Genomic DNA, 11,992 nt, shown 5'->3' with positions numbered 1-11,992 from the left:
CGCGGCGACGCGCAGGGGGCCTTTCCGAGTGTCACGATGAACGAGTTTTTCCGCCGAATCGCCCTGCAACCCAGGCTGCGCCTGGAGCTGTGGTTGTCCTCGCTGTTGATCAATCTGCTCGGTCTGGCCAGCTCGTTGTACAGCATCCATGTTCTCAACCGCTACCTGGCACTGGGTGTCGACGCGACCCTGGTGACCCTGACTCTCGGCGCCGTCATGGCGGTGGGCTTCGAGGTGCTGCTGCGCAATGCGCGTCTGCGCGTGGCGCAATGGCTGTGCGCACGGGCCGATACGGAGTTGGGTGAGACGCTGTTCGAAGGCGCCGTGCGTGGCCAGTACGCCCTGGTCGAGCAGTTGCCGCATACGGCGCGGCGGGAAATCCTTTCCGGGCAGAGCACCGTGCAGCAATGCTTCGGTGCGCCCAACCTGGTAACCCTGCTGGACACGCCGTTCGCTTTCGTCTTCGTCGTGGTGCTGGGCATGCTCAGCCCGTTCCTGGCCTCTATGGCCCTGCTGGTGATGGCCGGTGTCACGCTGGTGTCGCTGTTGGCCCAGCGCCGCCTGCGTGAGCCGATGGAGGCGCAGAGCCGTATCGCCATGCAGATGGCCGGTTACCAGCACAACCTCACTGCTGGCGGGGAAATGGTGCGGGCGTTTTCCGCGGCCGATGCGTTGAAGGAAAAGTGGCGCGCCTGTGCCGACGAGCAGGCCGAGCAGCGCGCCCAGCTCAATCGCCTGCAGAACACCATGCAGAACGCCAGCTACGCTGGCACCCTGATCCTCAGCATGGTGATCATGGGCCTGGGGGCGCGCGAGGTGCTGGCCGGTAACCTCGACATTGGTTCGTTGATCGGCTGCAACATTCTCGCCAGCCGGGCCCTGGCGGCACTGACCCGCGCCCTCGGTCTGGGCGAGCAGATCGGTCGTGGTCAGCGTGCACTGGAGCTGGCGCGGCAGTTGTGCGCCATCCCGCGTGAGCGTGCCGAAGGTGTGCGCCTGGGCCAGACCCGCGGCAGCCTGCGCTTCGAGGACATGGCTTTCGGTTATCCGAAGCAGGCCGTACCGGTGTTGGAGCACTTCGATTATTCGTTGGAGGCCGGCAAGGTGCTGGTATTCACCGGCGCCAATGGCAGTGGCAAGACGACTCTGGCGCGCCTGCTGGTCGGGCTGCTGGAGCCCAGCCGTGGCCATCTGTTGGTGGATGGCATGGATCTGCGCCAGGCCGATCCGCAGTGGTGGCGTCGTCAGGTCGCCTACTTGCCACAGGAACCGCAGTTCTTCGATGGCACCCTGCGTGAGAACCTCTGCGTCCTGGCGCCGGAAACCGCTGATGCCAAGGTACTGGAACTGTGCCGGGAGCTGGCGGTAGGCGCCTTCGTCGAAGGTGGTGCGGAAGGATTGGGTCTTGTGGTGCGCAACGGTGGCGGCAGTATTCCCTTGGGTATCCGTCGGCGTCTGGCGCTGGTACGCGCGGTGCTCGGCGGTGGCCAGCTGGTGGTACTGGACGACCCGACCGAGGGCGTCGATGCCGAGGGCTGCAAGGCTATCGCAGCGTTGCTCAGCCGCCTGGTACGCGAAGGGCGCACGCTGGTGATGATGAGCAATGAATCGTTCATCCTCGGCGCCGCCGACACGGTGATCGACCTCAACCACAAGCCGGTACCGCGTGTGCTGCGAGATGGTAAACCGGCACGTGAAGGAGTCCAGCATGGCTGAGCAAGGCATGCCGATGAATGACGCCCCCAGCCGCCTTGGTCGCATCGCTGACCGGATACTGAGCGTCTTCGAGAACCATCCGTTGCTGAGTCGGGTGGCCGGTTTCTTCCTGCCCGGCAAGACCGACCCGGCATTGCCAGGCGACGAACTGCTGGGCAGCCGCCTGACCATCCGCCTGCTGGCGCTGATGCTGGGTGCGATGCTGCTGTGGTCGCTGTTCTTCCCGCTGGACATCGCCAGCCATTCCACCGGTGAGGTGACTTCGCTGGGGCAGACCAAGCTGGTGCAGCACCTGGAGGGCGGTATCGTGCGCCGTATCCTGGTGCGTGAAGGGCAGCGCGTGGCGGCTGGTGAGCCACTGGCGGAAATAGAACGTGTCGCCATGATGTCTGAAGGGCGCGAGACCGAGGCGCTGCTGGCTGCGCTGCGTATCCGCTCCCTGCGTCTGGAAGCGCAACTGGCCGGTGCCGACGACATGGCTGTGCCCGAAGAGCTGGCGCGGGATTTCCCCGAGCAGATCAAGGTCAACCGCGACTTGTTCATCGCGCAGAAGAGTCGCCTGGACAGCCGCTCCGAGGAGCAGCAGCAGAAAATCCAGCAACGCCGCGCTGAGGAAAAGGAACTCAAGGCGCGCATTGGCCACGTCAGTTCCAAGCTCAAGTTGCTGCGCGAGCAGATCGCCATCAGCCAGAAGCTGATGACCGAGGGCCTCGCCAACCGCTACGAGCACCTGGAGCTGCTCAAGGACGAACAACAATTGCGTGGCACCCTGCAGGAAACCGAGGCCTCCCTGGGCCGCGTATACGCAGGTCTGAAGCAGGAGCAGGCAGCCCTCACCAGTCTGGATTCGGGCGGCCACGAGGAACTGCAGAAGGAGCTGGCCGAAGTGCGCCGGCAGATCACCGAACTGCAGGAGCGGTTGACGAAGTTCTCCGACAGCCGCGAGCGCCAGGTAGTGCGTTCGCCCATCGAAGGCGTGGTCATGACCCTGCAGGTGGTCACCGAAGGCGGGGTGATCCAGCCCGGCGGTACCCTGATGACCCTGGTGCCGGCGGACGAACCGCTGATGATCGAGACGCGCCTGCCGGTCGGCGACATCGGTATGGTCACCCCCGGCCAGCAGGCCCGTATCCAGCTGGTATCGTCCATCGCCCGCGGCTTCCAGCCCATCGATGGCGAAGTGGTCGACATCAGCCCGGACTCGGTGCTCGACGAACAGCGCATCCCGTACTTCCGCGTACGTATCCGTCCGGCACAGGACGCCTTCGAGCATTCCGGCGCGCGTTATCCCTTGCTGCCCGGCGTTCCTGTGAGTGTCGCCATCCTCACTGGCGAGCGTTCGCTGTTCAACTACATCGCCGGCCCGCTTACCGACGGTATGAATCGTTCGTTCAGCGAGCCCTGATCGACGGCGGAGAACGGCGAGGAGCTTCTGGAGCAAACCATTGCCGTAAGTCCCGCAAGTGTCTTCAACACGCTGCGTAAGGCCAGTGAACGGTTGAAGGTCGTTTCTGGTCGGGCGGGATGCGGCCTGAGTCAATGGCCAGGTATTGCTCACTAATAGCGGGTTGGTCTGACGCGAGAGTGCTGCGGCGTTGTGATTGATGACGCACCTTGTCGCCAAATGCTGGCAAACTTGCGCTTCGATTTTCGACAGGAGTCAGTCGATGCCCGCCAGCCCGGAGCTGTCCCCCGGCCTTATCGTCATTCACGGCAACCACCTCGAAGAGCTGCGTGCGCTGGCGGTGCAGTGGATGCGGCGCTATCCGCTGCGGCCGCTGGAGAACGAGGTGTTGCTGGTGCAGAGCAATGGCATCGCCCAGTGGCTCAAGCTGGCGCTGGCCGAGCGTGATGGCTGTGGCATCGCTGCGGCGCTGGATGTCGATCTGCCGGCGCGCTTTCTCTGGCAGGCCTACCGCAATGTGTTGGGCAAGGACGCGATTCCGCAGCAGTCGCCGCTGGACAAGGCGCCGCTGACCTGGCGCCTGATGCGGCTGTTGCCGGGCCTGCTGTCCGAGGAGACGTTCGCACCGTTGCGCCGCTTCCTCGCCGATGACCAGGACTTGCGCAAGCGCCACCAACTGGCCGAGCGCCTGGCCGATCTGTTCGACCAATACCAGGTCTATCGTGCCGACTGGCTGGCGGACTGGGCCGCCGGGCATGATCGTTTGCGCACCTCACGCGGTGGCGAGCGGCTGCTAGAGGGCGACTCGCGCTGGCAACCCGCGTTGTGGCGTGCCTTGCTGGCAGATGTTGGTGAGCAGCACCTGGCAGAGAGCCGCGCCGGCGTGCATCCGCGTTTCGTCGCGCGCATGGGCGAGCTGGATGCGCCGCCATCCGGACTGCCTAGGCGCATCACCGTCTTTGGCATTTCCTCGTTGCCGGCCCAGGTGCTGGAGGCGTTGGCGGCCATGGCGCGCTTCAGCCAGGTCATGCTTTACGTGCACAACCCCTGTCAGCACCACTGGGGCGATATCGTCGAAGACAAGGATCTGTTGCGCCACGAATACCGCCGTCAGCAACGCAAGGGCAAACCAGGCGCCCAGATCGGCCTGTTCGAGCAGGAGGACATGCACCAGCACGGGCAGCCGTTGCTCGCCGCCTGGGGCAAGCAGGGGCGTGACTACATCAACCTGCTGGATCAGTACGACGAGCCGCAGCGCTACCGCGAGCAGTTCGAGCGCATCGACCTGTTCAGTCCGGCCGACGAGGACAGCCTGCTCGGCCAGTTGCAGAACGATATCCTCGACCTGCGTCCTCTGTCGGAAACGCGCAGCACCTGGCCTGCGGTCGACCCCGCACGTGATCATTCGCTGCGTTTTCATATCGGCCACAGCGCCCAGCGCGAGGTGGAGGTGCTGCACGACCAACTGCTGGCCAGCTTCAGCGAGGACGCCACGCTAAGGCCGCGCGACGTGATCGTCATGGTGCCGGACGTCAATGCCTATGCACCGCATATTCAGGCCGTATTCGGCCAGTTCGCCAGCGACGACCCGCGTTTCATTCCCTTCACCCTGGCTGACCAGGGGCTGCGCGGCAAGGAACCGATGGTCATCGCGCTGGAGCACCTGCTGCGCCTGCCGGAAAGCCGCTTCAGCGTCAGCGAGATACTCGACCTGCTGGATGTCGCCGCGTTGCGTCAGCGCTTCGCCATCGCCGAGGATCAGTTGCCCACCCTGCGCCGCTGGCTGGAGGGTGCCGGTGTGCGCTGGGGGCTGGACGCGACACAGCGGCAGTCGCTTGGCCTCGGCGAGAACCTGGAGCAGAACACCTGGCGCTTCGGTCTGCGACGCATGCTGCTGGGCTACGCAGTGGGTACGGCCGACGCCTTTGCCGGTATCGAGCCCTATGACGAAATCGGCGGGCTCGATGCTGTGCTGATCGGCCCGGTAACGCGCCTGCTGGAAGCCCTCGACCGGCATCTGCAGCAGATGCGCGAGCCGGCCACGCCGGTGCAGTGGGGCGAACGCCTGCGCAGCGTGCTCGACGACTTCTTCTTGCCGCAGAACGACCGCGAAGACGTGCTCACGACTCAGTTGCTCGATGCGCTGGAGGCCTGGCTGGAGCTGTGCGAGGCGGCGACACTGGACGAAGCGCTGACCCTGCCGGTGGTGCGCGAAGCATGGCTCGGCGGGCTCGATCAAGGGCGTTTGAGCCAGCGTTTTCTCGCCGGTGCGGTGAATTTCTGCACCCTGATGCCGATGCGCGCGATCCCGTTCCGCCAGGTCTGCCTGCTGGGCATGAACGATGGCGACTACCCACGCAGCCAGGCGCCGCTGGACTTCGACCTGATGGCCGGTGATTACCGTCCCGGTGACCGCTCGCGCCGTGAGGATGATCGCTATCTGCTGCTGGAAGCCTTGTTGGCGGCGCGTGATCGCCTCTATGTCAGCTGGGTAGGGCGCAGTATCCGCGACAACAGCGAGCGCCCGCCGTCCGTGCTGGTCGGCCAGCTGCGCGACCATCTGGCGAGTGCCTGGACGCTGGCCGGTGGCGGTGACCTGCTGGATGGACTGACCACCGAGCACCCCTTGCAACCTTTCAGCCGCCGCTACTTCGATGGCCAGGCGCAGCTGTTCAGTTATGCCCACGAGTGGGCCGCCCTGCATGGCCAGGTCTTGGCGGACGAAAGCGTTACCCCCCTGACGGCCTGGGAGGAGGGACAGCAGCTCACGCCCGAACTGTTGCAGTCGTTCCTGCGTGATCCGGTGAAGTGTTTCTTCACCCGTCGGCTCAAGGTGTATCTCGACGAAGAAGAGCAGGCGCAGCTCGACAGTGAGCCATTCGCCCTCGACGGTCTGCAGCGCTACCAGTTGCAGGAGATCTTGCTCAAGGCGGCGGTCGCAGGTGACGGGGACAGCGACGATGCGCTGAAGGCGGCAGCCGATCGCCTGCAACGCAGCGGTGTCCTGCCGCTGGCTGGTTTCGGCGAGCAGTATCGCAATGCCTTGCTGGAGCCCCTGCCTGCGCAGTTACGACGCTACCAGGCGCTCTGCCTGTGCTGGCCAACCCTGATGGAGTCCCCACAGCGCCTGCTCTTCAGCGCAGCCGGTGTTGAGCTCGATGGTTGGCTCGCCGGGCTGCGGCAGAACGTCGATGGTAGCCTGGCGCGCCTGGAGCTGCTGCCGGGCGCACTGCACAAGGACAAGAGCTGGAAGTGGCATCGCCTGCTGCGGCCCTATGCGTTGCATGTCATTGCGGCGGCCTGCGGTGTGCCGCTGACCACCTTGTTGGTCGGCGAGGATCGTAGTCTGGCGTTCGAGCCCGTACCGACCGAGCATGCCGTGCGCGTTCTGACGGTCTGGCTAGAAGCCTGGAATGCCGGTATGCAGGCGCCTCTGCCGGTCGCCCTGAAAACCTCGTTGGCCTGGTTGCAGGACAACAACGAGGACAAGGCTGGCAGCGTCTACGAGGGCGGCTACAACCTCAGGGGTGAAGTCCAGGGTAGCGCCAGTTTGGCGAGGCAGTTCCCGAACTATGCCGCGCTCACCGCCGATGGTCAGTTTCCGGCATGGAGTGAGCGGCTTTACCAGCCGCTGCTCGATAGCCGTCCCCAGGCACTCGAGGAGGACGCCGCATGAACCAACAGCGCCCTCTGGCCCTGACGTTTCCCCTGCACGGCAGCCGTTTGATCGAGGCCAGTGCCGGCACGGGCAAGACCTTCACCATTTCCGCGCTCTACCTGCGGCTGATCCTCGGTCATGGCGGCGAAGCCGCGTTCCGCGAGCCCCTGTTGCCGCCGCAGATTCTGGTGGTGACCTTCACCGATGCCGCCACGCGCGAGTTGCGCGACCGGATTCGCGCGCGCCTGGTCGAGGCCGCGACGGTGTTCCGGGGCGATGCCCAGGGTGATGACCTGCTGCGTGAGTTGCGCGGTGATTTCGCGCAAACGCAGTGGGACGAGTGCGCCCGCCGCCTGGAGCTGGCTGCGCAGTGGATGGACGAAGCCGCCGTGTCCACCATCCACGGCTGGTGTCAGCGCATGCTGCGTGAGCACGCCTTCGACAGCGGCAGTCTGTTCAGCCAGACCCTGGAAACCGACCACAGCGAGTTGTTGGCCGAGGTGGTGCGCGATTACTGGCGGCAGCACGGCTATCCGCTGCAAGGCGCCGCGCTGCAATGGGTGGCAAGCGCCTGGGGCACGCCCGCAGGGCTGGGGGCTAAGCTACGGCCGCTGCTGAGCGAGGAAGGTGAGGCATCTGCGCAGGCTCTGGGTGAGCTGCTTGATCTTGTGCTGGCCGAACGGGATCGACAGTTGAGCATGTTGAAGCGGCCTTGGCCGATCTGGGCTGAGGAGTTGGAGCTATTGCTTGATGGCGCGCGTGACGCCAAGGCTTTCAATGGCAGCAAGCTCAAGCAGCCTGACTACAAGCGTTGGTTCGGCAAGCTCAAAGAGTGGGCGCTGGGTGATGCGGCGAGCCTGGATCTCGGCAAGGGCTTCGAGCGCCTGAGCCCCGATGGCCTGGCCGAAGTCTGGAAGGGCGAGCCGCCAGATCATCCGGCATTGGCTGCCATGGCTTTACTCAAGTCTCAGCTCGATGCGCTGCCTGATCCTGCTGACGGGGCTTTGCGCCACGCGGCGGCCTGGGTTCGCCAGCGCTTCGACTGGGAGAAACGCCAGCGGGCGGAAATGGGCTTCGACGACATGCTGGTGCGCCTGGACGCTGCCCTGCAAGGCAGTAATGGCCCGCGCCTGGCCGAGGTGATCCGCCGGCAGTTTCCGGTGGCGATGATCGATGAATTCCAAGACACCGACCCGCTGCAGTACCGCATCTTCGATACGCTCTACGAGGTCGAAGCCAATCGCGATGACTGCGGTCTGTTCATGATCGGCGACCCCAAACAGGCCATCTATTCTTTCCGTGGCGCCGACATTCATACCTACCTGCGCGCGCGCCGAGCCACATTCGGTCGGCACTACAACCTGGAAAAGAACTTCCGCTCCAGCCAGACCATGGTCGATGCCGTCAATGGCGTTTTCCTCCGGGCTGAACAGCGTGAGGGCGGCGAGGGGGCGTTCCTGCTGCGCGATGATCTGCCGTTTATCGAGGTGGGCGCGCAGGGTCGAGGTGAAGTCTGGAGTGTCGACGGCCAGGCGCAGCCAGCGCTGACCGTGTGGCAATTGGCGAGCGACGAGCCGGTTGCCAAGGGTGCCTATCTGGCTGCCATGGCAGCCGGTGCGGCGAGCGAGATCGTGCGCCTGCTGGATCTGGGGCAGCGCGGGCAGGCTGGTTTTAGCAAAGAGAATGCTCTGACGCCCCTGCGGCCCAGCGATGTCGCCGTGCTGGTACGTGATTTCAATGAAGCACAGGCCATTCGCGGCGAGCTGGCTGCGCGCGGCGTGCGCAGTGTCTACCTCTCCGACAAGGATTCGGTGTTCGCTGCCCAGGAGGCACGTGACCTGCTGCTGTGGCTGCGCGCCTGTGCCGAGCCGGATCAGGATCGCCCGCTGCGCGCAGCGCTGGCCAGCGCGACGCTGGGGCTGGCATTGAGCGAGCTGGAGCAGCTCAACCTCGACGAGCGTACCTGGGAGCGTCGGGTCATGCAGTTCCGTGATTACCGTCAGCGCTGGCAGCGCCAGGGTGTGCTGCCGATGCTACGCCAGTTGCTGCAGGACTTCGAGCTGCCGCAGCGGCTGATGGGCCGTGACGATGGCGAGCGGGTATTGACCAACCTGTTGCACCTGGCCGAACTGCTGCAGCAGGCCGCCGCCGAACTGGACGGCGAACTGGCGCTGATTCGTCATCTGGGCGAGCTGCTGGCCGGCGAAGGCCAGGCGGCCGACGAGCAGGTGTTGCGCCTGGAGAGCGACGAGGCATTGGTACGCGTGGTGACCATCCACAAATCCAAGGGCCTGGAGTACCCCCTGGTGTTCCTGCCGTTCATCTGTGCATTCCGCCCGGTGGATGACAAGAAGCCGCTGCAGATCCACGACGGTGAGCGTCGCCAGCTGGTGCTCAAGCCCGATGAAGGCAGCCTGGAGCGTGCTGAACGTGAGCGCCTGGGTGAGGATTTGCGCCTGCTTTATGTGGCGCTGACCCGTGCCCGTCATGCCTGCTGGTTGGGCGTGGCGGATCTGAAGATCGGTAACGGCAAGAAGTCGCGCCTGCATGAATCGGCATTGGGGTATCTGCTCGGGGGCGGCGTATCGCTGGCCACCAGTGGAGAGTTCACCAACTGGCTCGCGCCTTTTGCCGCTGGGCAGGAAAGCACCGTTGAGCCGGTGCCTGCCGCCAGCGAGCAGCGCTATCGCGTGATCGAAGATGAGCGGTTCGAGCCGTCCTGGCGCACGCCGGTACGCCGCGCCGCCGAACACTGGTGGATCGCTTCCTACAGTGCGCTGCGTCTGGACGAGAACGCGCTCAGCCAGGTCAGCCGTCACGAGGATGCTGCGCCCGACAGCCCGGCGATGCAGAACGCCATCGACGATGAGGATCCGTTGCTGGCCCTAACGCCGCTGCCAGCATCTGCTCAGGGGCTGCATCGCTTCCCGCGCGGGCCGAACCCCGGCACTTTCCTCCATGGCTTGCTGGAAATGGCGGCGCAGGAAGGCTTCGCCAGCCTGGCGCAGGATCCGCCGAGGCTGCGCGAGGCACTGGCCAGGCGCTGCCAGCGTCGCGGCCTGGAAAGCTGGATCGACCCGTTGCAGGACTGGCTGCTGGCACTACTGACCCAGCCGCTCCTTCTGGATGGCGCGGATAGCGTGGTGCTGGCGCAACTGACGCAGTATCAGCCCGAGCTGGAGTTCTGGTTCGAAGCGCGTGGGGTGGACGTCAGGCTGCTGGATCAGTGGGTACAGCAGTGCGAACTGCCGGGTATCGCCAGGCAGCCGCTGCGTGCCGACACCCTCAACGGTATGTTCAAGGGATTCATCGATCTGGTATTCGAACATCAGGGGCGTTACTACGTGGCGGATTACAAATCCAACTGGCTCGGCAGCGATGACAGCGCCTACACCCGCGAGGCGATGGAAACGGCCATCGCCAGCCACCGGTATGACCTGCAGTACGTGCTCTACGTGCTGGCGCTGCACCGGCAACTGCGTTTGCGCCTGCCGGATTACGACTACGACCAGCATGTCGGTGGCGCGCTCTACCTGTTCCTGCGCGCACCGCAGCAGGGTGCCTACCTGGCGCGGCCGCCACGTGAACTGATCGAGCGTCTGGATGCGCTGTTCATGGGCGACGTAGAGGAGGGCGCAGCATGACTACGACGCTTGCGCCGGCGCTGCGTGATCGCGCCGAACTCTTTGTCCTGCTTTCTAACTGGAGCGAGCGTGGCTGGCTGCGCGAGCTGGATCGGGCGCTGGCACAGCTGTTCGCCGAGCTGGATCCGCATGCTTCGCCGCTGCTCCTGCTCGGCGCCGCGCTGGCCAGTCACCAACTGGGCCAGGGGCATGTCTGCCTGGATTTGGCCGCTACCTTGGCCAGCCCGGACTTCACCCTGTCTTTGCCGCCGGAAGGCGAGGATGCGCAAGAAGCGATGATCCTGCCGTCGCAGGTACTGGCCGGGCTCAGCTTGGAGTCCTGGCTGGCGGCCTGTGCGGGCAGTTCGCTGCTGGAGTCAGAGGGGGCGCCGTTGGTGCTCAGCGGCGCCTGTCTATATATGAAGCGTTACTGGAACTACGAGCGTCAGGTGGCAGGCGATATCGCGCAGCGTCTGCAGGCGAGCGCTGCAGCACCGGCCGATCTGGCTACGCGGCTGGCCTCACTCTTTCCCGAACCGCTGATGGTGGACGGCCAGCGCCTGACCGACTGGCAGAAGCTGGCCTGCGCCATGGCCGCTCAGGGGCGCTTCACACTGATCACCGGGGGGCCAGGCACCGGCAAGACAACTACGGTGGTACGCCTGCTCGCGCTGTTGCAGGAAGCCGCCATGGCCAACGGTGAACCGCTGCGCCTGAGCCTGGCGGCGCCTACCGGCAAGGCGGCCGCGCGGCTGACCGAGTCCATCGGCGCGCAAGTGCAGTCGCTGGCGTTGGACGAGCGGGTGCGTGAGCAGATTCCGACGCTGGTAACGACGCTGCACCGCTTGTTGGGGAGTCGTCCCGGCAGCCGTCACTTTCGTCACGATGCCGCCAACCCCTTGCCGTTGGACGTGCTGGTAGTCGACGAAGCATCGATGATCGATCTGGAGATGATGGCCAGCCTGCTGGACGCACTACCGGCGCATGCCCGCCTGATTCTGCTGGGCGACAAGGATCAGCTCGCGTCGGTTGAGGCCGGTGCGGTATTGGGCGATCTGTGCCAAGAGGCGGAAAGCGGTGGCTACAGCGAGGCGACGTGCACCTGGCTGGAAAGCCAGACGGGAGAGCGACTGGAGGATCCCGTGCTGCTCATGGGTGACAAGGCGCTGGCACAGCATATCGTCATGCTGCGTCACTCCCGCCGCTTCGGCAGTGGCTCGGGTATTGGGCGTCTAGCGCGGGCAGTTAACCAGGGTGATGCGCAGGCAGCCCGTGAGACCCTCGCTGTTGGTGCGGGCGACTTGCATGTACTGCGTCTGTCGGGTGAGCTGGATCGTGCACTGGAGCGACTACTAATAGACGGGCAGGGCAGTGGCGAGTCACGCCCGCAGGGATATGCTCATTACCTGCAAGTGATGCAGGCGCAGCGTCCAGCGCTTGATGCGAGTGTGCAAGCCTGGGACGAATGGGCTGGCAGGGTTCTGGCGGCATTCGATCAGTTCCAGTTGCTCTGCGCCGTTCGCAAGGGCGTCTGGGGTGTGGAGGCGCTCAATGAACGTATTGCTCAGGCGCTGGTGCGGCGCGGTCTGC

5 protein-coding genes (1 of these 5 only partly in view) are annotated in these 11,992 nt (G+C 65.0%); all 5 read left to right on the top strand.

The features are described from left to right. The first annotated feature begins 36 nt into the window (after positions 1-36). Entirely contained in the window at positions 37-1,716 is a 1,680-nt protein-coding gene (locus C7A17_RS25975) for an ATP-binding cassette domain-containing protein (protein WP_106742322.1), read from the top strand. Continuing rightward, the gene (locus C7A17_RS25970) at positions 1,709-3,121 is read left to right on the top strand and encodes an HlyD family type I secretion periplasmic adaptor subunit (RefSeq protein WP_158704710.1); all 1,413 of its coding nucleotides are present in this window, start codon (positions 1,709-1,711) and stop codon (positions 3,119-3,121) included. The genes C7A17_RS25975 and C7A17_RS25970 overlap by 8 nt, the downstream gene beginning before the upstream one ends. Before the next feature lie 262 nt (positions 3,122-3,383). Further along, positions 3,384-6,797: an exodeoxyribonuclease V subunit gamma gene (recC, locus tag C7A17_RS25965; RefSeq protein ID WP_106742317.1), complete on the top strand. Its 3,414-nt coding sequence runs from the start codon at positions 3,384-3,386 to the stop codon at positions 6,795-6,797. Beyond that, complete coding sequence (gene recB / locus C7A17_RS25960; RefSeq protein WP_106742314.1) at positions 6,794-10,423, top strand: exodeoxyribonuclease V subunit beta; 3,630 nt, start codon at positions 6,794-6,796, stop codon at positions 10,421-10,423. Before recC ends, recB begins: the two co-directional genes overlap by 4 nt. Beyond that, positions 10,420-11,992 carry the 5' portion of an exodeoxyribonuclease V subunit alpha gene (gene recD, locus C7A17_RS25955; RefSeq protein ID WP_106742312.1) on the top strand. The gene runs 458 nt beyond the window's last position, so the window shows 1,573 of its 2,031 coding nt (coding positions 1-1,573); it begins with the start codon at positions 10,420-10,422; the stop codon falls past the right edge of the window. The genes recB and recD overlap by 4 nt, the downstream gene beginning before the upstream one ends.

The sequence above is a fragment of the Pseudomonas mendocina genome, assembly GCF_003008615.1.
Taxonomy (GTDB): domain Bacteria; phylum Pseudomonadota; class Gammaproteobacteria; order Pseudomonadales; family Pseudomonadaceae; genus Aquipseudomonas; species Aquipseudomonas mendocina_C.
The sequence above is the reverse complement of the archived record's forward strand: the minus strand, read 5'-3'. Positions and strand labels throughout refer to the sequence as shown.

Bases quoted from the DNA above. Each gene is read 5' to 3' on its own strand.
- C7A17_RS25970 (WP_158704710.1), top strand. From the start codon at position 1,709: ATGGCTGAGCAAGGCATGCCGATGAATGACGCCCCCAGCCGCCTTGGT.
- recB (WP_106742314.1), top strand. From the start codon at position 6,794: ATGAACCAACAGCGCCCTCTGGCCCTGACGTTTCCCCTGCACGGCAGC.
- recC (WP_106742317.1), top strand. From the start codon at position 3,384: ATGCCCGCCAGCCCGGAGCTGTCCCCCGGCCTTATCGTCATTCACGGC.
- C7A17_RS25975 (WP_106742322.1), top strand. From the start codon at position 37: ATGAACGAGTTTTTCCGCCGAATCGCCCTGCAACCCAGGCTGCGCCTG.